Source organism: Pedobacter sp. PF22-3, assembly GCF_026239555.1.
In the GTDB taxonomy this organism is placed as follows: Bacteria; Bacteroidota; Bacteroidia; order Sphingobacteriales; family Sphingobacteriaceae; genus Pedobacter.
Genome location: NZ_JAPIVP010000004.1, coordinates 268,311 through 293,306, shown reverse-complemented (window position 1 = coordinate 293,306; position 24,996 = coordinate 268,311). Strand labels below are relative to the sequence as shown.

21 protein-coding genes are annotated in these 24,996 nt (G+C 38.5%); 6 read left to right on the top strand and 15 right to left on the bottom strand.

Going from position 1 to position 24,996, the window contains the following annotated elements; translation table 11 throughout:
- Window positions 1–31: 31 nt before the first annotated feature.
- Window positions 32–850 (bottom strand): 2,3,4,5-tetrahydropyridine-2,6-dicarboxylate N-succinyltransferase, encoded by an 819-nt coding sequence (locus tag OQX63_RS07865; protein WP_265850349.1) that lies wholly within the window; start codon window positions 848–850, stop codon window positions 32–34.
- A 183-nt stretch (window positions 851–1,033) separates the two neighbouring features.
- On the opposite strand from OQX63_RS07865, the gene OQX63_RS07860 reads away from it, so the two are divergent.
- Entirely contained in the window at window positions 1,034–1,432 is a 399-nt protein-coding gene (locus OQX63_RS07860; RefSeq protein ID WP_265850348.1) for an RNA-binding S4 domain-containing protein, read from the top strand.
- Here OQX63_RS07860 and OQX63_RS07855 read toward each other — a convergent pair whose 3' ends face one another.
- The 3 genes from OQX63_RS07855 to OQX63_RS07845 form a co-directional block, all read right to left on the bottom strand.
- Window positions 1,433–2,206, bottom strand: a complete 774-nt coding sequence (locus OQX63_RS07855; RefSeq protein ID WP_265850347.1) for an EcsC family protein — start codon at window positions 2,204–2,206, stop codon at window positions 1,433–1,435.
- Between the two features lie 152 nt (window positions 2,207–2,358).
- Window positions 2,359–2,835 carry a nucleoside deaminase gene (locus tag OQX63_RS07850; RefSeq protein WP_265850346.1) on the bottom strand — a complete coding sequence of 159 codons (477 nt, stop codon included), beginning with the start codon at window positions 2,833–2,835 and terminating at the stop codon, window positions 2,359–2,361.
- A 102-nt stretch (window positions 2,836–2,937) separates the two neighbouring features.
- Entirely contained in the window at window positions 2,938–3,537 is a 600-nt protein-coding gene (locus OQX63_RS07845; protein WP_265850345.1) for an OmpH family outer membrane protein, read from the bottom strand.
- Window positions 3,538–4,501: 964 nt separating this feature from the next.
- Between OQX63_RS07845 and gyrB the strand changes: the two genes are divergently transcribed.
- The gene (gene gyrB / locus OQX63_RS07840; protein WP_265850344.1) at window positions 4,502–6,460 is read left to right on the top strand and encodes a DNA topoisomerase (ATP-hydrolyzing) subunit B; all 1,959 of its coding nucleotides are present in this window, start codon (window positions 4,502–4,504) and stop codon (window positions 6,458–6,460) included.
- A gap of 586 nt (window positions 6,461–7,046) precedes the next feature.
- Here the strand turns inward: gyrB and OQX63_RS07835 are convergent.
- The 11 genes from OQX63_RS07835 to mdh all read right to left on the bottom strand — a co-directional run bounded on the left by OQX63_RS07835 (window position 7,047) and on the right by mdh (window position 17,031).
- Complete coding sequence (locus tag OQX63_RS07835) at window positions 7,047–7,973, bottom strand: bestrophin family protein (RefSeq protein ID WP_265850343.1); 927 nt, start codon at window positions 7,971–7,973, stop codon at window positions 7,047–7,049.
- A 24-nt stretch (window positions 7,974–7,997) separates the two neighbouring features.
- Window positions 7,998–8,495, bottom strand: a complete 498-nt coding sequence (locus OQX63_RS07830) for a hypothetical protein (RefSeq protein WP_265850342.1) — start codon at window positions 8,493–8,495, stop codon at window positions 7,998–8,000.
- 432 nt (window positions 8,496–8,927) lie between these two features.
- The gene (locus OQX63_RS07825) at window positions 8,928–10,280 is read right to left on the bottom strand and encodes a HAMP domain-containing sensor histidine kinase (protein ID WP_265850341.1); all 1,353 of its coding nucleotides are present in this window, start codon (window positions 10,278–10,280) and stop codon (window positions 8,928–8,930) included.
- Complete coding sequence (locus OQX63_RS07820) at window positions 10,281–10,958, bottom strand: response regulator transcription factor (protein WP_265850340.1); 678 nt, start codon at window positions 10,956–10,958, stop codon at window positions 10,281–10,283.
- A 324-nt stretch (window positions 10,959–11,282) separates the two neighbouring features.
- On the bottom strand, window positions 11,283–11,816 hold the full coding sequence (locus OQX63_RS07815) for an SRPBCC family protein (RefSeq protein WP_265850339.1): 534 nt from the start codon (window positions 11,814–11,816) through the stop codon (window positions 11,283–11,285).
- 62 nt (window positions 11,817–11,878) lie between these two features.
- On the bottom strand, window positions 11,879–12,274 hold the full coding sequence (locus OQX63_RS07810; protein WP_265850338.1) for a group III truncated hemoglobin: 396 nt from the start codon (window positions 12,272–12,274) through the stop codon (window positions 11,879–11,881).
- Window positions 12,255–12,698 carry a hypothetical protein gene (locus OQX63_RS07805; protein ID WP_265850337.1) on the bottom strand — a complete coding sequence of 148 codons (444 nt, stop codon included), beginning with the start codon at window positions 12,696–12,698 and terminating at the stop codon, window positions 12,255–12,257. Before OQX63_RS07805 ends, OQX63_RS07810 begins: the two co-directional genes overlap by 20 nt.
- Before the next feature lie 63 nt (window positions 12,699–12,761).
- The gene (locus OQX63_RS07800) at window positions 12,762–13,187 is read right to left on the bottom strand and encodes an aspartyl protease family protein (RefSeq protein WP_265850336.1); all 426 of its coding nucleotides are present in this window, start codon (window positions 13,185–13,187) and stop codon (window positions 12,762–12,764) included.
- Between the two features lie 58 nt (window positions 13,188–13,245).
- Window positions 13,246–15,051, bottom strand: a complete 1,806-nt coding sequence (locus OQX63_RS07795; RefSeq protein WP_265850335.1) for a S41 family peptidase — start codon at window positions 15,049–15,051, stop codon at window positions 13,246–13,248.
- A gap of 72 nt (window positions 15,052–15,123) precedes the next feature.
- A complete protein-coding gene (locus tag OQX63_RS07790; RefSeq protein WP_265850334.1) occupies window positions 15,124–15,930 on the bottom strand; it encodes an AraC family transcriptional regulator in 807 nt (268 codons plus the stop codon).
- A gap of 162 nt (window positions 15,931–16,092) precedes the next feature.
- Window positions 16,093–17,031, bottom strand: coding sequence for a malate dehydrogenase (gene mdh / locus OQX63_RS07785; RefSeq protein WP_265850333.1), 939 nt, complete (start codon window positions 17,029–17,031; stop codon window positions 16,093–16,095).
- A gap of 146 nt (window positions 17,032–17,177) precedes the next feature.
- Here mdh and OQX63_RS07780 point away from each other — a divergent pair, with 146 nt between their 5' ends.
- From OQX63_RS07780 to OQX63_RS07765, 4 genes are all read left to right on the top strand, one after another.
- Entirely contained in the window at window positions 17,178–17,630 is a 453-nt protein-coding gene (locus OQX63_RS07780) for a lipocalin family protein (protein ID WP_265850332.1), read from the top strand.
- An 818-nt stretch (window positions 17,631–18,448) separates the two neighbouring features.
- The gene (gene dnaE / locus OQX63_RS07775; RefSeq protein WP_265850331.1) at window positions 18,449–22,882 is read left to right on the top strand and encodes a DNA polymerase III subunit alpha; all 4,434 of its coding nucleotides are present in this window, start codon (window positions 18,449–18,451) and stop codon (window positions 22,880–22,882) included.
- 157 nt (window positions 22,883–23,039) lie between these two features.
- The gene (trxA, locus tag OQX63_RS07770; RefSeq protein ID WP_039482143.1) at window positions 23,040–23,360 is read left to right on the top strand and encodes a thioredoxin; all 321 of its coding nucleotides are present in this window, start codon (window positions 23,040–23,042) and stop codon (window positions 23,358–23,360) included.
- A gap of 132 nt (window positions 23,361–23,492) precedes the next feature.
- Window positions 23,493–24,710 (top strand): PQQ-dependent sugar dehydrogenase, encoded by a 1,218-nt coding sequence (locus OQX63_RS07765; protein ID WP_265850330.1) that lies wholly within the window; start codon window positions 23,493–23,495, stop codon window positions 24,708–24,710.
- Window positions 24,711–24,996: the final 286 nt, after the last annotated feature.

Here is a 24,996-nt window from a genome sequence, read left to right as displayed (position 1 = left end):
TTACACCCTAAACCTTACACCTTTTACCATTTTAAACGGCTACATTATTTTCTCTTAACGCATCGTTAAGTGAAGTTTTCTTATCTGTGCTTTCTTTACGTTTACCGATAATTAAAGCGCAAGGCACCTGAAATTCGCCAGCAGGGAATTTTTTAGTATAGCTACCTGGTATTACAACTGAACGTGCAGGAACAATGCCTTTATATTCAACAGGGGTTGGGCCGGTAACATCAATAATTTTGGTCGATGCTGTTAAAACTACATTGGCACCAAGAACTGCTTCTCTTTCTACTTTTACACCTTCTACAACAATAGCCCTTGAACCTAAAAAGGCATCATCTTCGATAATAACCGGAGCAGCTTGTACAGGTTCTAAAACACCACCAATACCTACACCACCACTTAAGTGAACGCGTTTACCAATTTGTGCACAAGAGCCAACAGTAGCCCAGGTATCAACCATGGTACCTTCATCAACATAAGCGCCAATGTTTACGTACGATGGCATCATGATTACACCTTTTGCCAAATACGAACCATAACGTGCACTTGCCATAGGTACCACACGAACACCAGTTGTTTTGTAATCGGTTTTTAATTCCATTTTATCATGGTAAACAAAAGGACCGCTTTTAATTTCCTTCATCTCGCGGATCGGGAAATACAAAATTACTGCCTTTTTTACCCATTCATTAATGCCCCAAGAGTTTAAAACTGGTTCAGCTACGCGGATTTCGCCTTTGTCCAAACCTTGAATTACGGTTTCGATGGCTTCGCAATAGTTGCTATATTGTAAAAGTGTTCTGTCTTCCCAAGCGGCTTCAATTAATTTCTTTAAATCTGAATACATGATGTTTTTAAATTTTACGCAAAATAAATCAATTTTTGTTTATTAAAGGGTTTATTGCATAAATTGTTTTGTTCTTGGGTTAACTGGTTAATTGTTTAAATCGCTTAATTGTTGAAAGCCGTATCGACAATTAACCGGTTAACCAGTTTTTACAGTTAACCTAATTACGTACTTTTGTATTTGATGACAGAGACAGAAAAACTTCGGATAGATAAATATTTATGGGCAATCAGGCTGTTTAAAACAAGGAGCCTGGCTACAGATGCCTGTAAAGCGGGTAGAGTAAAGCTTAAGGGACAGAATATTAAACCTTCGGCTATTGTGAAAGTTGGTGATGTTTATCAGGTATCAAAAGGGATTGAGAAGAAAATTATCGAAGTTGTAGCGCTTTCTTATAACAGAACAGATTCGCCGACAGCCTTAACCAAATACAAAGATTTAACGCCTGTAGAAGAAACCCATGCTTTTAAATCAATGTTTCATGCGCCAAATCTAAAAAGAGATAGGGGTACCGGCCGACCTACGAAGAAAGATCGTCGTGAAACAGATGATTTATTGGGTGGGATGTTTGAAGAGGAATAGTTAGTTGCCAGTTTTCAATTTACCGTTTTCAGTTTCTTGCGAACTGATAATTGCATATTGCAAACTAAAATATCTCATTCTATAACTCATCATTGCTGTTTTGCCCAATTTTTCGATCAGTTTATAATTAGCAATGGCACCAACTGCTGCACCTACAAAAGGAAGCATCTGCGCAAGTTTGGCTAAATCTATATAATCGCGGTATTGTTGTTGGAAGGTAAGCCAATCAAATTCATCAATATTAGTCGGTAACTGATGTGCTTTATCATCCCAATCCTGCATTTTGATGAAAACACTCTGGCTTTCTTGTTTACTTGAAAAGGCCAGTTGAAAAACGTGTAAAATGTATAAACGCTCGCGGTAATCTTTAACATCATACCCGTAAACGGCGGCTATATCAAAAAGCATTTTCATTTTTATGCCCAGTAATAAAGGGAAATCAGCCAGACTCATTAAAAAACCACCTGCACCTGTAATTCCACCTTCTGCAGCCCCGGTTTTTTTATAATTTTCAATTTTTTGCTTAATTAAGGCTTCACGGTGCATCAAAGTTAAATCGATAATGGGTTTCGATGTAGTAAAAGTTGAACCAAATAGCACCGCCTTAACCATTTGTTTTATGGCAGATGTTATGGCATCATGAACCCGATCAGGTATGTAGCTGTTTATTTTCTTCTGAACTTTATCGGTTACCTTATTTAAAAGAGATGGTTTCTGTAAAGTTTTAAACTTCCAGAAATCCAGTTCTCCCTTTATTTTTTGTTCGTAGGTCATGCTCATTATCCTACAATAATTATTCCTTAAAAATTTAACATAAATAGCTTTGTTGAAAATGAAAAATTAAGGCAGCTAGGTGTCAAAAGAAACAAGTAAATAAACCACTCAATTTAAAGTAGCAGATGCTGATAAATCAGTGCATTTTACTTTCAATATTCTATCCGCATTGGCGATGTTTCCCATAGTTTGAAAGCAGCTAAGGCTTCATCGCGCATCAGCTGGATTATTGGCAGGCTTCTGTTATTCATTGGCTTATCAAGCTCTTCATAAATGAATTTATCGCTAAAACCAATATCTTCGGCATCGACTTTGGTATTTGCATAATAAATGGTGTCAATTTTTGCCCAATAAATGGCACCTAAACACATGGGGCAAGGTTCGCAACTGGTATAAATTACACAGCCGCTTAAATCGAAAGTATTTAATTCGGTACAGGCCAGTCTGATGGCCGAAACCTCTGCATGTGCCGTTGGATCGTTGGTTGAGGTTACTTTGTTGGCCGATTTGGCAATCAGTTTACCATCTTTTACTACTACTGCACCAAATGGTCCGCCAATGCATTCGCTCACATTCTGTACCGATAGGTCAATGGCCATCTGCATATATTCCTGGTGTTGTTTTTCCATGTTTATTCTATTTGGGTTAATAGCTCACTGCTTATCTAAAAATAGAGCACAAAAAAAATGCCCCGATTTTGTCAGGGCATCCATACTTAAATATCTTTAAGTTTATTTTTTACTGTATTCTGCGTTTAAGCCTTTAATTACTTCCGAAGTAACATCTAAACTTTCGTCGGCAAATAAAATAGAACTGTTACCTTTAGAGTAAGTTAATACCATTTTATAACCTTTTTCTTTTGCATAACCTTTCAGGTAATCCGCTACTTTATCATAAAGTTTTTCATTTTCAGCAGCTTGCTCATTCTGTAAGGCTCCGCCAGCATTTTGTTGGTAAGTTTGTAACTCTTGTTGTTTACGTGCTAAACGCTCTTCAGTACTTTTACGCTGATCGGCTGATAAAGTTTGTGCCGATTGTTGGTATTGTGCCACCTCTCTTTGAAAGGCCTGACCTTTAGCCTGCATGTCTGCCTGAGCACTTTTGCTTTTACCTTCAAATTTCACTTTAAGATCTTTGAAGTATTCATATTTTGTAAGTAACGAGTCGGAGTTTACATACACAATTTTCTCGGTTGTAGAAACCGGTGCAGTAGTACCCTCTGTTTTTTTAGTTTCAGTAGTTTTAGTGTCTTTGTTCTGGCATGCAGAGAAAGCAGTTATCAAAGTTGCTGTTGCAAGTAAACCAAAGGTTTTAAAGGTTCTTCTTTCCATTCTTGTTTAATAAATTTTAGCAAACTTATATAAATTAGTTTTGATATGCAATTTAAAGAAAGGCCTATTGCGCTACAAGGATACTTTTGCGTTTGGCGCGGGGCGTAAAGCGCTTTATTTGCTCATCGCTAAGCACCTAACGCCAGTCGCTCAATCTGGATAGCATAGACCTGAAAAGCAATGACTGTGTTTCAAACGGTTGCTTGTCCTGCTGTCTACTTTATTGCATGCCCGCTTCCATCAGGTTTAGGTGGCGCGGAATGTGCAACTATTTGGGGCTGCTTGGCGGCAATGGCAAATTTTTAAACACCAAACGTTCGTAAAAGGCGACAGACAATTTTTAATTTTAAAAAATGTCTGATTGGCACAGTTCTTTGGTGAAATCGTAAATGCTTTTTTAATCTATGAATTGCTACTACAGATAACGCTATTAGTTAAGGAGAAAACAAAAACCATTTTCATTCTGAGGGATAATTTATAGTATAAAATCAATATTAGTGAAAGATTTTTTTGGCAAATGGTAGGTTGCAAAAGATCGTCATTGCGAGAAGGCTTTTTCAGCCGACGAAGCAATCTTACAACGATCGCTACCAGCTTGCGCTTTAAGATTGCTTCGTGCCTCGCAATGACGACCCTTTTTTGTTTAAATATGTCAATGATAGCCTGTAGAAGAACAAATGTTTTTTAGTTCCATAGGAACGTTTGGTGAATAATCCGTTCATATTTAGCATTAATTTGTCCACCTAAACCCGATTGAAATGAAAAGCACCCGCTTCTTCAGCGCGACTTGTAATGGAAAGCGGGAAGAGACATGGATTGGAATGCGGGTTTTGCTTTCCAAACCCCTTTTAATCCAATTGGAGAGGCTTTTGTGTCAATCTCTTAACAGCTCAAAAATTATCCACATATTAGTTTAAGTGGCAAAATTTCCGTATTTTTGATACTTATTGTTTTTAATTAAAATATGAGCGAAGAACAGGATTTAAAGTCAAATTATTCGGCAGATAATATACAGGTTTTAGAAGGTTTAGAAGCGGTGCGTAAGCGTCCTTCAATGTATATAGGTGATACTGGTGTAAAAGGTTTGCACCACTTGGTTTATGAGGTTGTAGATAACTCTATTGATGAGGCCTTAGCTGGTCATGCAGACACCATTGATGTTCGCATTTTAGAAGGCAACTCCATCAGGGTTGAAGATAATGGTCGTGGTATTCCGACAGGAATTAACACAAAAGAAAATAAATCTGCGCTTGAAATTGTAATGACGGTTTTACACGCAGGTGGTAAATTTGATAAAGATACCTACAAAGTATCTGGAGGTTTGCACGGTGTAGGGGTAAGTTGCGTTAATGCCTTGTCTACAGATTTAAAAGCAGAAGTGCACCGCGAAGGTAAAATCTGGATGCAGGAGTATAAAATTGGCGTTCCACAGTATGATGTTAAAGAGGTTGGAACTACTGATAAACGTGGTACGATTGTAACGTTCACTCCGGATGCTACCATTTTTACCCAAACTACCGAATACAAATACGATACTTTAGCTGGCCGTTTGCGTGAGTTATCTTTCTTAAATAAAGGAATTAAATTAACCCTAACTGATGAGCGTGAGAAACTGGAGGATGGTACTTTCTTTTCAGAAACATTCCATTCTGAAGGTGGTTTAAAAGAGTTTGTCGCTTTTTTAGATGATACCCGTACTTCGATTTTGGCTGAGCCAATTTACATTGAAGGGATTAAAAATGGTGTTCCGGTTGAGCTGGCTTTCCAGTATAATGACAGTTATGCAGAAAATGTTCACTCTTATGTAAATAATATCAATACCCACGAGGGCGGTACACACATTGCTGGTTTCCGCAGGGGTTTAACCCGTACTTTAAAAAACTATGCCGATAAGGAAGGTTTATTGAAGAACGTAAAAATGGAAATTACTGGTGATGACTTTAGGGAAGGTTTAACCGCAGTAGTTTCGGTAAAAGTACAGGAACCTCAATTTGAAGGGCAAACCAAAACCAAACTGGGTAACAGTGAGGTAATGGGATCTGTTGATATTGCAGTAGGAGAGGCTTTAGGTAATTACTTAGAAGAGAATCCGAAGGAAGCTAAGATGATTATCAATAAAGTAATCTTAGCAGCTACAGCCCGTGCAGCGGCTCGTAAAGCCCGCGAAATGGTACAGCGTAAGAGTGTAATGGGCGGTTCGGGTTTACCTGGTAAACTTGCTGATTGCTCTGATAGTGATCCTGAAAGATGTGAGATTTACCTGGTAGAGGGTGACTCGGCAGGTGGTACTGCTAAACAAGGTCGAGATCGTAATATTCAAGCAATTTTACCCCTAAAAGGTAAGATTTTGAACGTAGAAAAGGCGATGGAGCACAAAATTTACGAGAATGATGAGATCAAAAACATGTTTACTGCTATTGGGGTAAGTATTGGTACGCCAGAGGATAACAAAGCATTAAACATGACCAAACTGCGTTACCACAAGATTGTAATCATGACGGATGCGGATATCGACGGTTCGCACATTACTACGTTGATCTTAACTTTCTTCTACCGTTACATGCGGGCATTAATCGAAGCAGGTTATGTTTATATTGCTTCGCCGCCACTTTATCAGGTTAAAAAAGGTAAAGAATTTGAATATTGCTGGAATGATGTTCAACGCGATGCTGCTGTACAACGTTTAAAAGGTGCAGGTAAAGAAGACAGTGTGCATATTCAACGTTATAAAGGTTTGGGTGAGATGAATGCAGAACAATTGTGGGAAACTACTTTAAATCCTGCAACACGTACTTTATTACAGGCTACTATCGAAAGTGCAGCAGAATGTGATCATACTTTCTCGATGTTAATGGGCGATGAAGTTGCTCCGCGTAGAGAATTTATTGAGCGTAATGCAAAATATGCTAAAATTGATGCTTAAGCATTAGATTCTTTAAGAGAAATTTAATATACGAACCCTCTTCAAGTTAAACTTGGGGAGGGTTTTTTGTTCCTGGCGGCGTCAGTTGTATCTAACTGATGTTAGAGGCGATAGAGGTTTAAGATTTTACATTTTGAACTGCATGGAATTTTTCATATTATCTAATAACCTGAGTTCGATTAATAATGTGCTTTAATTCGGGTCATTTGCGCTTTGCATGAACGGTCGTTACCCTGAACTTGTTTCAGGGTCTTTATAACAAGTCGGTTTAACAGGGAAAGATGCTGACCACGTAGTAGCTACAAGACAATTAAAAATACTACTTCCACTTGTAAAATAAATCCGATACCTATCGGATCATCATGACGAAACGGCTAGCCAATTCGTACTAATAAAGTACATTAAATTTTAAACATTAATCGAACTCAGGTTAATCGTACGTCAGATGGTAACAAAAAAAGCCATTCACGTTTGAATGGCTTTATATTATACACTATGGCAAATGGTCACACTTTATCCAAAGAGCAAGCCATTGCGCTTAACTAACCATCTCAGTAAAGAGACTTATCTTTAGGCTTTGTGGCGGTTACAAAATGTAATACGATCCCACTTGGGCCAATTCGGTTTGAGGCTTGTCCTCGTAAATTTTATTATCGTCTAACATCTGGCAAAGATCGCGTTCAATAGTTCTGCAGATGGTTGTAGTTGGGGTATCTGTAGGCTTATTCTCAAAAGGATCCTGAAGATGAACCGCCATTTTCTCTACCAGTAAAAAGAATGCTGCTATAGCAACCACCAACGGAATTTCCATGTAACCGAAGTATTCGATCAACCCAAAAGGCAACAATACAATGAATAAATGGATAGACATGTTGATATACTTGCTATAGGTTACCGGGAAAACGGTATTTTTAATTCTTTCCGATCCGCCCATATGGTTACATAAGCCCGTTATCGTTTTGTCTATTTCTATCTGTTGGTATTTATTGATCCAACCTTCCAGTAATGCCTTTTTTAAATCCATAGCGTGTAATTCCAATATGGTTGCCGTTACATTCTTACGTTTCTTGATGAACTCGAATTCTTCTGCTGAAAGGTATTCTTCCAAGCCTTTTCGTGGATTAAAACCCCGCAATGCCTGACTCAAGGCATAACACCAGGCAATTTGCCTTTTAATAAATCTGGCCTTAAATGCCTCAATTTCGTCTAATCCATATGGGTTTTCTACGAAGGATAAGATCTGGCGCGACACAGTTCTCGAATCGTTAACGATGGCACCCCACAGAATCCTTGCTTCCCACCATCTATCATAGGCCTGGTTAGAGCGAAATGCCAATAGAAGGGAAATGATTGTTCCTAATAAGGCGGGTACTGCAACTGGAATAGAAATACGGGTAACGTGAAAGTTCTCGTACAATATCACAATACCTATAGAGTAACCAATAACAAACAGGAGTTCTTTTTTGATCTTTCCGAATATATAAGTGAGCGGAATATTATTTCGTAATAGCATAATATGAAATTTAAAAGGTGGTAATTAAGAATTTGCTTCTTGCAGCTGCGTTTCGTGTATTTTTGTGTCGATTAAATTTTCATTGGTATGAATGGTCAGGGTGTTTAGCAAAATCACTTCACAACCTGCGCGTTCTGTCAATATTTTAGGATCGATACTATATTTGTTGATAGGAGTAAAGTTATATCCCTTTAGGTAAGCAATACATTCTACATCAAAAGCTTCAATAAAATTTTTAAAAGCCGCTACTGTACTTCCATAAAAATATTCAATCCCAATGGCATTGATCTGTGTAGGATACTTTTCCTTGGCTTGATTGATTTGCTGGTAAAATTCGTCGCTAACATTTTCGTAATCACGGCTGCGGCGACTCAACATTAACATGTCAGTTATGGAATCAGATAATTTAAAGGCATGTACAAAAATGATATTTAATATTTCATTTTTCTGATGTTGAACAAGCGCATCAATAATTTTAATACTTTCTAATTTAAAGTCCGTTGGAATTAATACTGTTTTCATCTCTATATCTTGTTTAAATGAATGAAATATTATTTATACAAGTTTAGCCTGATGTTATTATAGTGAAATAAGAGCGAGATTAGAATGAGATTAGAATGTACTCCTTTTTGGAATTTTTTTTTGGTTGACTATTTAAATCGGTTAATTGTTGTTGGCAATGTTAAATTGTTTTATTGGTGGGAGGTCTAAATACTTTTCTTTTAACAAGCTGTCATACTGAATGCAATGAGCATCTTTTTTAACGGGACGCTAAGGGGATTATCTAAATTAGATCCTGAAGCAAGTTCAGGAGGACGTTGCGCAGGAATTACTGTTGACGATTAATTCCATGGATTAATCAACCAATGACGAAGACCAATGAACCAATTTAAAGTTTGCCATTAGCGGTTTGTATTTGCCGATGAACTAATGGCTAATGAACCAATGATCAAATTAAAGTTTCGTAGGTAACAAAACTTTAATTTCTGTTCCAACTCCTTCTTGCGATTTAATGGCAATACTACCCCTGTGCAAACGGATAATATTTAAGGATAGTGGTAAACCAACCCCATATCCTTTAAAGTCATTAGTATTCGATGCCCTGTAGAAAGGCTCAAATATGTGCTGGATATCGGTTTGTGGGATGCCAATACCTCTATCGGTTACTGAGATAGATAGCATATTGGCATTACTTTCTATACTAATGCTTACCAAATTTTCATTAGAATATTTGCAGGCATTGTTTACAATGTTACTAATGGCCAGTTTAATTAGATTTTTATTTACCCGAAGTGAAAGTAGTTCATCATCATCTGGAAGTTTACTGAAATCGATCTCTATTTTACTGTTGGGATGTACCTGGTTTACCGAATCTTTAATTTCCCATAACAATTCGTCCATCCGCACTTCTTCCCAAGGTTGATTTTTCCCATTGAAACCCGATTGCGCCAAACCCAATAAACTGGTTAAGATATGTTCTAATCTTTCTGCTTCATCTTTAATCTTTGATAATGCTTTTTCCTGTTTGGCCGTATCTGCTATGTCTTTCATGGCCAGCTCAACCTCCCCGCTAATAATGGTTAAAGGTGTTCTCAGTTCATGTGAGGCATTGCTGATAAAATTATTCTGCGTCTCGAAAGCCGTTTCCAAGCGGTTGAGCATGTTGTTAAAGGTTTGGGCCAATTGCGACATTTCATCATTTCCTTTTTTAACATCTAACCTTAAGTGTAAATTTTCGGCTTTTATTCTTTTTACACTTTTAATGATATTTCGAAGTGGCATTAACATGTAATTGGAAAATTTCCACCCCACCACAAATGACAATATTACAGAAAGAAAAAAGCCTATAACCAAAATTCTTTGCAGGTCTTTTAACTCGCGGAAGCCAACAGGATCGTTTGCAGAAACGATGACAATGTATCCTGCATTTGAATTTTTAAAGAATTTGCCGGCATAAAAGTGATTCTCTGTACGATAGCGGGCTACGTAACCGGCACGTATCCGATTAAAGAAACTTTCGGGTAATTCACGGTCTAATTTATTGGTTGGTTTGCCTGCTTCAATGATGTATTCTTTTTCAGATGGGAGGCGCTCCAGGTATCTGTTGCGCATTTTCGCATAAACCATATTGTTATCATCTTCGTAAAGTTTAATCTGAGCAGCAATATTAACCCTTGCTTCTAAACGTTTATAAAAATCTTCGAAGGCGAATTCGTTAGAGAAATACCAAACAAAACCACTTAATAAGGAGATAATAACTGCCGATAAAATGGCAAAGAGTAAAGTGATTTTCTTGGCTATCTCCATTTATTTTTCCTTCAATATATAACCTAAGCCTACTGCAGTATGGATAAGCTTTTGATCGGCATTTTTATCTATTTTTTTGCGAAGATAGTTAACGTAAACATCAACCACATTGGTGCCCAGGTTAAAATCAATGTCCCAAACGTTTTCTAAAATGTCTATCCGCGATAAAATTTTAGATTTGTTTTTGGCCATGTATTCCAGTAGCCGATACTCTGTTGCCGTAAGTACGATTTCCTGTTGATTTCGTTTTACGGTTTTTGCACTTAAATTAATTTGCAGGTCGCCTATAGAAATAATCTGATCTTGAGAAACTGCCCCATGATATCGCCTCAGGAGCATTCTGATCCTTGCAAAAAGTTCAGCAAATTTAAACGGCTTTATTAAATAATCATCTGCGCCATTATCCAACCCGTTTACCACATTTTCGGTGGTGCCCAAAGCCGTAAGCATAATAATAGGCGTATTTGGCTTTTGTTCCTTAATGATTTTGCAGAGTTCCAATCCGTTTATTCCAGGTAGCATGATATCAAGAATAATCAGGTCGAACTGATTTTCTAATGCCATCTGTTTTCCGATTAAACCATCAGGAGAAATACTTACGGTAAATCCCTCATCTGCTAAACCTCTCGAAATTACAGATACAACACTTGGTTCATCTTCTACAAGTAATAAATTCATTTGCTGGCAAGTAATCTAAAAAGTAGGAAATTACAAAATATTAATTGATGCTTAGACGACTTTTAATAGTTTTTTAACCCAAAGCCGACATAATTGTTTGATGAGTTTCATTGAAATAACAAAAAGCCTCTCTTTGAGAGTTTAGGAATATTATTATTCTTTTTTTAACCCAAAGATAAGAGAGTGAAGATACAGAGTGCGCAAAGTTTTTACAATACGGACGTTCATCTGAACCGAAGCATAACGGAGAGATCTATCAAAGCAGATTTAGCTTTGCTGAGCTTCAAAAATACGCCGTGTTTTCTGTACTTCCGTGGCAAATTTCTAATTCCCTTTCTCTGATTTTTCTTTCAAGGATTTTAATCCGTCTTCAAAATCTTTGCCAATCATTTTATCCATAAATAAGCCAAACCACTTATTGATTATTCCTTTGCTTTCTCCGCTCATGGTCCAGGTTACTTTATTTCCGTTTCCGGCTTTTTCTATGTCGAAACGGGTATCTGCTATACTTTCCATAGGTTTGATGAACTTTAGCTCCATATCAACCATCTTATTTACCTCTACCTTATTGATCAGCATTTGTCCGGTACCACTTTTTTCTCCATTCCATTGGTACAAGTGACCAGGCTGAGCAACAGTACCGGTAATGGTTATTTTGGCCTTTGGATCCATTTTAGACCAGGCATTCCACTTGTAGAATTCATGATAATCGGCAATGTTTTTATAAATGGTACTGTCTGGGCCAAGAATGGTTATAGTCCGATTTACGGAGTAGCTTTTTGGCAGAAAAAAACTACCTGCAATAATGATTACTACGAGTGCGGCAATAATGCTTAAAAAGATTTTGAGAAATTTCATACATAAATTTAGTTGGTTAACTAAATTTATAAAGAAAGCAATTGAATTCAAAGCAATTAAAATTAAACAATTTTAATCTTCGATGAGGGAGAATTGATTTTAAAATGCATTAAATCGGCAATAGATTGAGCTTTTTGTTTAATGAGTGTTGCATTTGGGCCTGTAAACAAATCGTCAACGTTTTGAAAAAAGAGATTTTTCCATATCTCAAATTGTTCGTGCTGTAATGGCGTTTGTTCGTTAAGCGCAAAATGGGTAAGCATGGGGTTCCCCTTATAAATGGCTTTCCCGAAAAGAATACTTTCCCAAAAATCATACATTTTGGGTAGGTGGTGGGTCCAATCTATCTTGGCAACATCGGTAAAAATGGGTCCAATCTGAGGGTTAAGTGCAACATTTTTGTAAAAAGTATCCACTAAAACGATTATATCTGTTCTATTATGAATGTCTTTTTTCATGATACAGTGATTTTAAATTTAAGAAACCTAATGCAATCAATAACAGGAATTTTATGGTATCGATAATGATATACAATATATGATGATAACTTTTGGCCGGAGCATGACCAGCCAAAACCAGATTTGCCCTTTCATCTAGTAAAGGCAATAACAAAAAAGTATCTGCCATTAACAAGATGGTCACCGAGAAAAGTAAAACACTGCATATGTTTTTTAAAGGTGCCGGTAAGGAGCAGGCTAAAATGATAAGCAGCAGTACAATCTCTATTTTATTAAGTGCCTGAAAAACCAATTGGCCTATACCTAAGCCCAGTGGGATGGTAATTCCCGGTGCCTGGAATTTTAATGGGGCTTCCAAAAAACTAATCCCGGCCAGAAGGCCAGCCCAAAAAATAATACAGAAAATTCCAATTAACTTTTTCATGGATTGCAAATATCAGCTAAAGTGATAATTCAAAAATGACTAGTATCACAAAATGATGATTTTTTACCTGTAAAGCCGCAGTTGAAGTTTATTATAATCTATAATTGCTTTGTATTGCATTAAAATATCGCCACCAATAATGCCCATAATGGGTGGGTGACCAAACTGTTGGTAGGTGTCGGTAACCGATTGCAGATCAAAAGCTACTGTTTCATAATTATTGATTTTTAAGGCGCCGATTTTTAGTTGAGGAATAGTAGCCTGGATAGTAGTTGTCGTGGTAAAAAGGGTAGCGGCATTAATTTCGTCAGATACCTGGAGCGTTCCTGATACATGTTTTTCGATCAATGACTTATCGAAAACACTCCGCGATGCGCCTGTATCTAATACGGCAAAATATTTTTCCTTAAAAACAACAACTTCCACCAAAAGGTGGAAGCCATCGTCTTGTAAATTTATTAATTTTAAAGGGACGGAAATGGCTTTCATAACAAATGTTTAGAAGCCTAAATTAGGCTAATTAGCCGAAAACGATGTCAGGAGTTCGTTATTTGTTTTTGATCTGTTTTTTTACAAATTCCATTTCTGCATCATAGCCCCTAAAATATTCTTCAATTGTCGGCTGTATTTCGTGATCAGGCATTACACCGTGACCAAAAGGAATACCATTTTGTTTTTCTTCAACAACAAATTTAATTAATGGGATCCGGCCTGTTAATTTAGAATTCGGAAGGGTATAATTGATAAAGAAGCCGCTGGTATTGCCATAATAGCCACCACCTGTTTCTTCGCCGATAAAACGGGCGCTGGTATAGTTTTTAGCTAAAGCGGCAAATTCAGAGCCTCCTGAAAAAGATAAACCACTGATGAGGATATACAAATCGCCTTTAAAATGGTTGGTTTGAGGCGTATCGCTTTTATATTTTCCAGGGAGATCGAGATAGCGGCCATCGTTGCTACGGTAAAATTCAGCTTTTAAATCTTTTTCAAAATCATCGCGCGATTCTTTTTCCCGATAGGCTGTATAATCCAAAAACGAATAAGTAAAGGATGGAATTTCGGCATATTTATATTTTGGATATTCTTTGTCGACCAGGTACGACATCAGGTGGTCTTCCATGGCTTGCGCACCGCCCTCATTTTTCCTGATATCAATAATCAGATGTTTTATTTTACGATCGGCAATGTTCTGAAAACTCTTTGCTAAAAATTCTTTAAAACCTTTTCTGCCACCTGTGTAACTGTTGGTAGAAAAGGTATTAACGGTTAGTGTTGCTGTGCTGTTCAGCGTGTCTATCTTTAATGCAGCAGGTTCTTTATAATTGTAATTTGGGATAGATTTTATTTCTTTTGATACGAATTTTTCGTATTGCTTAAAACTTAAAGCTGGTATACCCTTATAGTTAATCTTTTCACTGGTTTTTGGGTTAATCAATTCAATATCAAAAAAATTGGGCTGTTGTTCGAAAAAACGCAGGTAATATTTGGAGAAGGCCGTTTCTATCCAGCGGTATTTGCTTGTGGTATTGTAACCATCAGCTGGTTCTATGGTTAGAAACTGTTGCATGATGGTTTCAATGCTATTTCCGTTAATTTTGGAAATCATCATTCCTTTGGTTTTATAATTATCCAGATCATTCAGGATATAAACCCTTTTGTCTAGAATCTTTACTAAAAAAGGAAAGTACCTGCCGTTTTGCCTGATGTAGTTATTCGTTTCCTCAGCAGGCTGGATCGCGCTATGTCCTTCTTTGGTATAAGTAACCACAGGAGTAACGAGTTGATAAAAATCCAAAGCAGTCATCTTATCCCTTATCTTGCTTTTTTGCACGTTGCAGAGACTGTCGAATTGGGTATAGGTATTGTACCACAGGCCAACATGTGTTTCAATAAAAGCATTTTTCAGGGTATTAAAATCTTGCTCGAGGGCTTTGTAACTTAACTGTGTTAACTTTTTGGGCGGACTTTGCACTAAAACGGAATAATTGCCTTCCTTTGCATTGGTTGTTTCTGCTAAAGGTTTAACCGTGAGAGTAAAATTAGCAGTGCTATCGGGCGAGAAAACGATTTTTTCGCTTCCGAACCTTCCATTTGGCGAATCTACATCCTGTATAGTTTTTCCGTTATAATCTTTCAAACGGATGGTAACATCAATCCCTTTTTGTTCAACAGTTATCGAATAATAAAAGTCTTTCTTTAGCAGGAAGCTGAATGAGGTTTCTTCACCCTGTTTTAATGTTAAATCGGCTGTTACTTTGTCTACTTTAAGCGGAATCTGGTTTTTGCCAACCTGCGCATTTGCGGAAAGACTAAAAAATAAAAAAACAAGGATGGCGATGCTATCTTTTTTCATTTGTGTTTGATTGTGATAGCAAAAATAAAGCTTAAATGCCTGACGCTGTTGTACGATATTGCAATTGCTGGTTTAAGCCTTTTTATACTCGGAAGGTGTTACACCGGTAAAGCGTTTGAAGTGCCTTGATAGGTGTGCCACATCATAAAAGCCCGTTTCGATGGCGACATCCATCAAATCTGTTTCTTTAGTGATGAGTTTTTTGCATTTTTCTATCCGCTGTAGCAGGATGTAATTGTTGGGGGTTAAACCTGTTTCGTGTTTAAATAAGCGCAGGAATTTATATTTATCCAATCCAAAACGTTTTGCGGTATCTGTTAGAGAAAATTTTTCCATCAGGTTTTCGCTGATAAAACTTTGAAACAGCGCTGTTTTTTTATACTCGAAATGCAAGTTTATAGCATAACGCGCAACCAGTTTCTCTAAAACGCTAAGCAGTTCCTTTTCGAAGTTAACTTCCGGATTGTTAAAATGGTTGGATAAGTAATAAAAACTGCTGAAAATGTCATGATCGTAGATGATCTTATCTTCAAAAAAAACATCACGGCCCTTGTTTAAGGTTTTGAGTACATCGGGCGAAACGTAGAAAGTGAAGAAAGAATTGCCCAGTTTATTATCGCAGGGAGTTGCATGCACTTCGTGGGGATTGGTGATCGACAGTGTACCAATAGGTGCTTGTAAAAATTTATCGTTAAGTTTTGTGTAGAAAGTCTGATTTAAAATCAGTGCAATATTAAAGGTATCGTGTGTGTGGAAAGGGAAATCGATGGTGTGCTTTTTGGCGTTTAACAATTCCAGACCATCTAAAATGGGTATTTTATGGTAGGTGCTGATGTTGTGGGTATCAGCCAATATATTATCTACACCTTTGATATTCAATTTTAAATTGTTTAAAATGAAGGAGCTTAACATAGAATCGTCATCTCGATCCGATAGCTATCGGATGAAACGTAATGGAATGGAGAGATCTATCTAGACGGATTTCTCTAGTTAGATTTCCCGACTTCGTTGCACTCCGCTCGAAAAGACGATTTAATAATTTTAAACCAGTTTCATTTCGGCCAGTACGCTGTTCATATTTCTTACCGCATCAGCGCTTTTCTTAAATGCTGCTTGTTCATCTTCATTTAATTTAAAATCGATGATTTTTTCCCAACCATTACGGCCTATAATTACTGGTACACCTAAACAGATATCTTCCTGTCCGTATTCTCCTTCAAGCGAAACACAGCAGGTAAACAGTTTTTTCTCATCGCGTAAAATGGCTTCAACCAAGGCCGCACCTGCAGCACCTGGTGCATACCAGGCTGATGTCCCGATTAAACCTGTTAAGGTAGCACCACCAACCATGGTATCTGAAGCAACCTGATCAAGCGTAGCCTGATCTAACAAATTGCTTACTGGTAAACTTTGGTAAGTGGCTAAACGGGTTAGTGGAATCATGGTGGTATCGCCATGGCCACCAATTACAAATCCTTGTAAATCATTCGGGTTACAATTTAATGCCTGTGATAAATAGAATTTGAAACGTGAGCTGTCTAAAGTTCCACCCATACCAATAATGCGGTTTTTAGGTAAGCCCAACGATTTTAAAGCCAGGTAGGTCATCGTATCCATCGGATTACTGATCACGATGAAAATGGCTTCTGGAGAGAATTTTAAAATATTTTCGGCAACACCTTTAACAATACCTGCATTAATGCCAATTAGTTCTTCGCGGGTCATTCCAGGCTTACGTGGGAGTCCGGATGTGATCACCACTACATCTGATCCAGCAGTTTTACTATAATCGTTCGTTACCCCTTCAATTTTGGTATCGAAGCCTAAAAGGGTTGCAGTTTGCATCATGTCAATTGCCTTACCTTCGGCAAAACCTTCTTTAATATCCAATAATACAAGTTCGTTCGCCAATTCTTTGCGGGCAATATGATCTGCACAAGTGGCACCAACTGCGCCTGCGCCAACAACCGTTACTTTCATATATTTATATTTTAGTGGTTCGCTTTCGTTAAATACCTATCGAAGGTAGAAATAAATATAAGGTTTAAAAATGCATTTCAAAACTTTATAATTTAATATGGGTTTACTTAGTAAGTAATAAACAGCAATTTTTGTTCTAATAAATTATGGAAAACAAACCCATTTCAAATATCGATTATAAAGCCTTTGAGGGTAAATGGTATTCCCTATATTCTATCCCAACTTTAATGGATAAACATTGGAAGCAAACTACAGAGACTTATACTTTGGTGGACGATGATCATTTTGATGTATATACCACCTACCATAAGGATGGGAAACCCGAAGAAAAATCGATCACCTCGAAACTGTTTTTTGACGAAGAGAAAGCTGATGGCGATATGAAGGCCCAGTTTTTATGGCCTTTTAAAATAGGTTATTGGATTATAGAGCTGGCTGATGATTATAGTTATGTAGTGGTTGGGCATCCCGATGAAAAATACCTCTTTATCATGGCTCGTGAACCTAGAATGGAAGCCGATTTATTGGTGCATATCATAGAAAGGTGCAGGCAGAAAGGATACGAGGTGAGTGAGTTGGTGAGTCAGGAGCACTTTTAAACAGTTTTCAGTTGGCGGTTTTCAGTGTCGCATTAATAAAATGTTTTTCATTCTGGGCGCAGCGAAAGAATCTTATCATTGTTTTAAGTTCTAAAGATTTATCAATTCGGTATGGAAAGCAATTGCAGCAGCATTTAGGTTAATTCAGTCCCGCCCCCGCTTCTGCCGATTGAAAAAATCGGCATCCCGTTACGGTGGGGTTTAGGTTGCGCCGACTGGGCTACTTCCATCGTAAATAAACCTAAGGTAAAGGATACGAAGTTAATGAGTTGGTGAGCCAGGAGTATTTTAAACAGTTTTCAGTTTTCAGTTTTCAGTTGCGCATTATTAAAATGTTTGTCATTCTGAGCACAGCGAAGAATCTTATCATGATCTAAGTTCTAAAGATTTATCAAATCCGTATGGAAAGCAGTTGCCGCAGTATTTAGGTTAATTCAGTCCCGCCCCCGCTTCTGCTGATTGAAAAAATCAGCATCCCGCTACGGTGGGGTTTAGGTTGCGCTGACTGTGCTACTATCTGTTGTAAATAAACCCGATAGGAGCGGACATCCCGATTTTCATCGGGATAAAGCGCATAGCGGGACTAAAGACCGCTATGAAAAACCTAACCACTCATTTCCAAAAAATAAAAGGATCAAAAAAGCTCAAAATGATAATGAGTTCGGTACTAATGATTTGAAAAGTCCTATCAGATTTTAAGACCCGATGGGTTTGTCAACCGTATTTTGTTGATAAAATCCTGACAACTTCAACCCTCAAATTCCCTATTTTTGAAGAACCGTTATTATTTTACATCGGTTAATTCTTTGCCGCACAATATGTACTTAATTTTTGATACTGAAACCACGGGTTTGCCCCGCAATTACAATGCACCCATTACCGATACGGATAACTGGCCACGTTGTATACAGATTGCCTGGCAGCTGCACGATGAGATGGGGAGATTGGTTGAACATCAGGATTATCTGGTTAAACCAGAGGGATTTAATATACCTTACGATGCCGAACGCATCCATGGAATCTCAACCGAACTGGCTGTAGAACAAGGTATCGGTTTCGACGAAATGTTGGTCAAGTTTAACGAAGTTTTAAACAAAGCCAAATTTATTGTAGGGCAAAATGTTGGTTTCGATGTGAACATTATGGGCTGCGAGTTTCACCGTTTCGGTGTAGCCAACCGCCTGGCCGAAATGCCTGTTTTAGATACCTGTACCGAAGTTACGGCACAACTTTTACAATTGCCTGGAGGTAGAGGTGGTAAATTTAAATTGCCAACCTTAACCGAATTGCATTCCTATTTATTTGGTGAACCATTTAATGAAGCCCACAATGCTACTGCCGATGTGGAGGCAACTACGCGTTGTTTTCTGGAGCTGATCAAGAGAGAGGTTTTCAAAAAAGAAGAACTGCTTGTTGATGTAGAATATTTCCCTCGTTTTAGGGAGGTAAATCCTGGCCTAATTGAAGGCATTGGATTAAAACACGTCAATTTAAAGGCTGCATCCGATGAAATCCGAAAACGCCAGCAGAAAACTGAAGGCAGCGGAATTTCTAAACAAACACTGGCAGATAATAAACAAGAGCTTGCTGCGGCAACTTTTGTGCATTTGCATAATCATACGCAGTTTTCGGTACTACAGAGTACCATTAGCATTCCTGATCTGGTAAAAGCCGCTGCCGCACAGAAAATGCCCGCGGTAGCCATGACCGATCATGCCAACATGATGGGTGCTTTCCATTTTGTTAACAACGTACTTAATCATAATAAAGCTGCCGAAGCCAAAAACGCTGCGGCAATAGAAGCTGGCGAACGCCCTACCGAAGTGGTCATGACACCCATAGTAGGGGTAGAGTTTTTCGTATGTGCAAACCATTTAGACCGTACGGCAAAAGACAACGGCTACCAGATGGTATTGCTGGCTAAAAACAAAAAGGGCTATCATAACCTCGCCAAAATGTCGTCGATAGCTTATACCAAGGGTTTTTATTATGTACCTCGTATCGATAGGCAGATTATTGAGCAATACAAGGAAGATATCATTGTTTTATCAGGTAACCTGGGCGGTGAGATTTCCAGTAAGATCTTAAACATGGGCGAAAGCCAGGCAGAAGAAGCATTGATCTGGTGGAAGGAAATGTTTGGCGACGATTTCTATTTAGAGGTGATGCGCCATAAACAGGAAGATGAAGACCGTGTAAACGAAACATTAATTGCTTTTGCCCGTAAACATGCCGTTAAACTGGTGGCAACCAACAATACTTATTATGTAAATAATAAAGATGCGAACGCGCACGATATTTTACTCTGTGTAAAAGATGGCGAAAAGCAAGCCACACCAATAGGCCGCGGCCGTGGTTATCGTTATGGTTTACCTAACCAGGAATACTATTTCAAATCGGCTGATGAAATGAAGGCACTTTTTGCTGATCTGCCGGAAGCGATTTTAAATATTCAGGAAATCCTTGATAAAATTGAAATTTATAAACTTGCCCGCGAAGTACTCTTACCAAAATTCGATATTCCTGAAGAATTTTTGGTTGCCGAAGATGAAGCCGATGGTGGAAAACGTGGGGAGAATAAGTTTTTAAGACATTTAACGTACGAAGGTGCGAAACGCCGTTATGGAACCTTAACCGATGATATTACCGAACGTTTGGATTTCGAGCTGGCAACGATAGAAAAAACGGGTTATCCGGGTTATTTCCTGATTGTACAGGATTTTATTGCCGAGGCTCGTAACCTTGATGTATCGGTAGGGCCGGGCAGGGGTTCAGCTGCAGGTTCAGCAGTAGCTTATTGCCTCGGGATTACCAATATCGACCCGATTAAATACGACCTCCTTTTTGAGCGTTTCCTAAATCCCGACCGTGTATCCATGCCCGATATCGATATCGACTTTGATGATGAGGGGCGTGGCCGTGTAATGGATTATGTAATTAATAAGTATGGTGCCAACCAGGTAGCGCAGATTATTACTTATGGTACCATGGCCGCCAAATCGTCTATCCGCGATACGGCGCGCGTATTAGATTTGCCGCTGTTTGAGGCCGATAAAATTGCCAAGCTGATTCCGAATATGAAGCTGGCCAAAATCTTTAACCTCGACGAAAAAAGTTTAAAAGATGCTTTACGGCCCGATGAATATGAGAAAGTTGTAGAACTGAAAAACCTGGGCAGTCAGAAAGATTTAAGTGCCGAAACCATTCAGCAGGCACAGATTTTAGAAGGATCGCTGCGGAATACGGGTATTCATGCCTGCGGCGTGATTATTACACCGAGCGATATTACCAATTTCGTTCCTGTATCTGTAGCTAAAGATTCTGATTTATATGTTACCCAGTTTGATAACTCGGTTGTAGAAAGCGCCGGTTTATTAAAAATGGACTTCCTGGGGTTAAAAACCTTAACCCTGATTAAGGATACGGTGAAACTGGTTAAGAAAAGGCACGGCATCGACCTCAATCCCGATAATTTCCCGATTGATGATGTATTAACCTATGAGCTTTTCCAGCGTGGTGAAACTATCGGTATTTTCCAGTATGAGAGTCCGGGTATGCAGAAATACATGAAAGAGCTTAAACCAACGGTTTTCGACGATTTAATTGCCATGAATGCCTTATACCGCCCTGGACCAATGGAGTATATTCCAAGTTTCGTTCGTCGTAAAAATGGCGAGGAAGAAATTAAGTACGATCTGGATGCCTGCGAGGAATATTTAAAGGAAACATACGGAATTACGGTTTACCAGGAACAGGTAATGCTTTTATCGCAAAAGCTGGCTGGCTTTACCAAAGGTGAGGCCGACGTTCTGCGTAAGGCCATGGGTAAGAAACAGAAAGACGTTTTGGATAAAATGAAACCAAAGTTTGTGAAACAAGCTTCGGAAAAGGGGCATGATGCGACCGTTTTAGAGAAAATCTGGAAGGATTGGGAAGCATTTGCATCCTATGCCTTCAATAAATCACACTCTACCTGTTATGCATGGATTGCTTATCAAACGGCTTATTTGAAAGCACATTATCCGGCCGAATATATGGCTGCGGTACTATCCAATAACATGAGTGATATTAAGCAGGTGGCGTTCTTTATGGAAGAGTGTCGCCAGATGAGTGTTACCGTATTAGGCCCGGATGTAAACGAATCTGATCTTAAATTCTCGGTAAATGCCAAAGGCGAAGTCCGCTTCGGGATGTCTGCAGTAAAAGGTGTAGGTGAGAAGGCGGTAGAGAGTATTATCGAAGAACGCTCAGCCAATGGACCTTATGCCAGTGTGTACGATTTTGCCAAGCGTTCCAATACGCGTATTGTAAATAAAAAAGCTTACGAGAGTTTTGTGTACAGTGGTGCTTTCGATGCATTTGGTGGACACAGGGCACAGTATTTTTATATTGGTCCAAATGATAAAATGAATGGCATTGAAAAAATTATTAAATATGCCAATGATTTTCAGAATAATGAAAGCACGTCGCAGGCTTCGCTCTTTGGCGGCTCAAAAGCCGATTTGATTTTAGAGCCGAGTTTACCTGTTTCACCAGAGTGGGCCTTAATGGACAGGTTGAAATATGAAAAAGATGCGATCGGGATTTTCCTTTCCGGTCACCCTTTGGATAACTATAAACTCGAACTTGATAAATTTTGTACCAATAGTGTCCGGCAGCTCAGTATCATCAACAAAGTGCGTATGGGCGATAGCAATGAAGAGGTTTTGGCCGAATTCGAAAAACTGAAAAACCGCGAGCTTTGTGTAGGTGGCCTGGTGGTAACGGCATCGCAACGGATTACGAAAACAGGTAAACCTTTCGGAACATTTGTTTTTGAAGATTACGACGATGCCTGCGAAATGGCTTTGTTTGGTGAAGATTTTTTAAAGTTTAAATCATTTTTAACTGAAGGATATTTCTTGCAGATTAGGGGAAGGGTAGGCGAACGTTTCGGAAAAGCTGGCGATTGGGAATTTAAAATCACAGCAATTAACCTCATGTCTGAACTGCGTGATAAATTAGCGAAAAGTTTAACTATTCAGGTACCTATAGAGCGGGTTAACGATCAGTTAATGAGAGAAATTGAGGCCATATTAGCAGACAATAAGGCAAATTCCGAGCAGCAAAACTGCCAACTTAATTTTGCGGTTTTTGATAGCGAAAAACAGATTATGCTTGATTTGCCTTCGAAGAATTTAAAAATAAACCCCAACAACAAGTTCTTAGAACAATTAATGGGAATGAATGTTGTAAACTATAAATTGAATTAGCGTTCTGCGTTTGGCGCCAAGCGTTTTCGAATGATCTTTACGCTTAACGCTAGCCACTAAGCGCTCAGCACATTTACCAAAATAATGTCAAATTGGCATTACAGAATTGGTGGCATTACAATTGAATACATATATTTGAACATAAAAAAAATTAATTATGGCATTAGAAATCACAGATGCAAACTTCGAGGAGCTTGTATTAAAATCAGATAAACCCGTATTAGTAGATTTTTGGGCAGAATGGTGTGGCCCTTGTCGCATGGTTGGTCCAGTTGTAGAAGAGATCGCTAAAGAATATGATGGTAAAGCGGTAGTTGGAAAAGTAAACGTTGATAACAACCCTCAAATTTCAATGCAGTTTGGTATCCGTAATATTCCTGCCCTATTATACTTTAAAGGTGGCGAAGTGGTTGACAAACAAGTTGGCGCTGTTCCAAAATCGGTATTAGCAGAAAAATTAAACAAGCAATTGGCTTAAATAAAGGTTGAAGGTAAAAGCAAAATCTTCAAAACTTCACTAATAATATTACAAAAACCCAAGTTCATTTAATGGATTTGGGTTTTTTATTGCGAGCATAATTTTGTTTCTTTAATCAAAAAACTAACCATCATGTCTATTCAATTATTTAATAATAAAACTTTAGGGATTTTATTGGGAGGCCTCGCCCTAAACTGTGCAAATATTGCTTGTGTATCGGCGCAAAATCCGGTTGAAACTAACCCTCCATCTGCTGATTATAAGCCAGCTTTTGCCGGGCAGACCAGAATTGCAGGCGTAAAAACCAAAACCCCTTTGGATATTACAGTCATCAATGAAAAATTGGAAAATCCATGGGCAATTTCGGTACTTCCTGATGGACGGTTTTTAATTACCCAAAAACAAGGTACTATGGTAATTTTAAATGCCAATGGGGAATCAAGTAAAAAAATCACAGGTTTACCAAAAGTAGATCCATCTGGTCAGGGTGGTTTACTGGATGTAACCTTAGACCCGAACTTTGCAAAAAACAGAATGATTTACTGGGCGTATTCAGAGCCACAGGATAAAGGCGTTTTATTAGCCATAGCCAAAGGTAAACTGGCTGCAAATGAAACATCGATAGAAAACCAGACCATTATTTACCGTGCTACACCAGCTTATACAGGCAAACTTCAGTACGGATCGAGAATTGTTTTTGATAAAAACGGAAATTTATTTGTAAGTACAGGCGAACGTTCTGGTAACGATATCAGGATACAGGCACAATATTTAAATTCTTCATTGGGTAAAATTTTGCACCTTACCCCAGACGGAAAAGCGGTTGCAAACGGCCCGTTTGCAGGTAAAGCCGATGCCCGACCTGAAATTTATGCCTATGGTCTCCGTAATCCGGATGGTTTAGCCATTAACCCTCAAACGGGCGATTTATGGGAAGCCGAATTTGGCCCTAAAGGTGGTGATGAAGTAAACATTATTAAGCCAGGCAAAAATTATGGCTGGCCTATTATTACCTACGGAACAGAATACAGCGGTAAAAAAGTGGGTGATGGTATTCAGCAGAAAGAAGGAATGGAACAACCGGTTTATTACTGGAATCCAAGTATTTCGCCTGGTTGTATTGCGTTTTACAACAGTAATAGTATAGCCGAGTGGAAAGGCAATTTATTTGTAGGCGGTTTGGGCGGTTCGCACATTATCCGTTTGTTGATCAAAGATAATAAAATTGTTGGCGAAGAGCGGCTACTGGAAGGTAAGGGCGAACGTTTCCGCGATATGGCAGAAGGTAAAGACGGAGCGCTTTATTCAGTAACCGATAATGGGCATTTGTACAGGATTGCGAAGAAGTAATATTTGATAAAACTGTTTGGTGAGCCACCAAACAAGGAATAGGGATTATTTTAAGACCTAGCAGGTTTCACAAACCTGCTAGGTCTTTTTTATTATATTTCGAAAGAAAGGTTTTTTGTTAGGTGTTCAAACGATTTTTTGGTTTTAGGAAATGTGGGGTTCAGTTTTTTATCGCATTTTCGGTCCCGCTGTCCGTTTGTAGTGCCCGCGCGAGGCCGGCAGCTACCACTGCCATCGGGTTTATTTACCACAGGTAGTAGCACAATCTTTGCCACCTAAACCCGAC

Excerpts from the sequence above, each read along its gene's own strand:
- OQX63_RS07795 (WP_265850335.1), bottom strand. The coding sequence starts at position 15,051 with ATGAAAAAAGATAGCATCGCCATCCTTGTTTTTTTATTTTTTAGTCTT.
- dnaE (WP_265850331.1), top strand. The coding sequence starts at position 18,449 with ATGTACTTAATTTTTGATACTGAAACCACGGGTTTGCCCCGCAATTAC.
- OQX63_RS07830 (WP_265850342.1), bottom strand. The coding sequence starts at position 8,495 with ATGAAAACAGTATTAATTCCAACGGACTTTAAATTAGAAAGTATTAAA.
- trxA (WP_039482143.1), top strand. The coding sequence starts at position 23,040 with ATGGCATTAGAAATCACAGATGCAAACTTCGAGGAGCTTGTATTAAAA.
- OQX63_RS07835 (WP_265850343.1), bottom strand. The coding sequence starts at position 7,973 with ATGCTATTACGAAATAATATTCCGCTCACTTATATATTCGGAAAGATC.
- OQX63_RS07850 (WP_265850346.1), bottom strand. The coding sequence starts at position 2,835 with ATGGAAAAACAACACCAGGAATATATGCAGATGGCCATTGACCTATCG.
- OQX63_RS07765 (WP_265850330.1), top strand. The coding sequence starts at position 23,493 with ATGTCTATTCAATTATTTAATAATAAAACTTTAGGGATTTTATTGGGA.
- OQX63_RS07845 (WP_265850345.1), bottom strand. The coding sequence starts at position 3,537 with ATGGAAAGAAGAACCTTTAAAACCTTTGGTTTACTTGCAACAGCAACT.
- OQX63_RS07825 (WP_265850341.1), bottom strand. The coding sequence starts at position 10,280 with ATGGAGATAGCCAAGAAAATCACTTTACTCTTTGCCATTTTATCGGCA.
- OQX63_RS07820 (WP_265850340.1), bottom strand. The coding sequence starts at position 10,958 with ATGAATTTATTACTTGTAGAAGATGAACCAAGTGTTGTATCTGTAATT.
- OQX63_RS07780 (WP_265850332.1), top strand. The coding sequence starts at position 17,178 with ATGGAAAACAAACCCATTTCAAATATCGATTATAAAGCCTTTGAGGGT.
- OQX63_RS07855 (WP_265850347.1), bottom strand. The coding sequence starts at position 2,206 with ATGACCTACGAACAAAAAATAAAGGGAGAACTGGATTTCTGGAAGTTT.
- OQX63_RS07810 (WP_265850338.1), bottom strand. The coding sequence starts at position 12,274 with ATGAAAAAAGACATTCATAATAGAACAGATATAATCGTTTTAGTGGAT.
- OQX63_RS07865 (WP_265850349.1), bottom strand. The coding sequence starts at position 850 with ATGTATTCAGATTTAAAGAAATTAATTGAAGCCGCTTGGGAAGACAGA.
- OQX63_RS07800 (WP_265850336.1), bottom strand. The coding sequence starts at position 13,187 with ATGAAAGCCATTTCCGTCCCTTTAAAATTAATAAATTTACAAGACGAT.
- OQX63_RS07805 (WP_265850337.1), bottom strand. The coding sequence starts at position 12,698 with ATGAAAAAGTTAATTGGAATTTTCTGTATTATTTTTTGGGCTGGCCTT.
- gyrB (WP_265850344.1), top strand. The coding sequence starts at position 4,502 with ATGAGCGAAGAACAGGATTTAAAGTCAAATTATTCGGCAGATAATATA.
- OQX63_RS07815 (WP_265850339.1), bottom strand. The coding sequence starts at position 11,816 with ATGAAATTTCTCAAAATCTTTTTAAGCATTATTGCCGCACTCGTAGTA.
- OQX63_RS07860 (WP_265850348.1), top strand. The coding sequence starts at position 1,034 with ATGACAGAGACAGAAAAACTTCGGATAGATAAATATTTATGGGCAATC.
- mdh (WP_265850333.1), bottom strand. The coding sequence starts at position 17,031 with ATGAAAGTAACGGTTGTTGGCGCAGGCGCAGTTGGTGCCACTTGTGCA.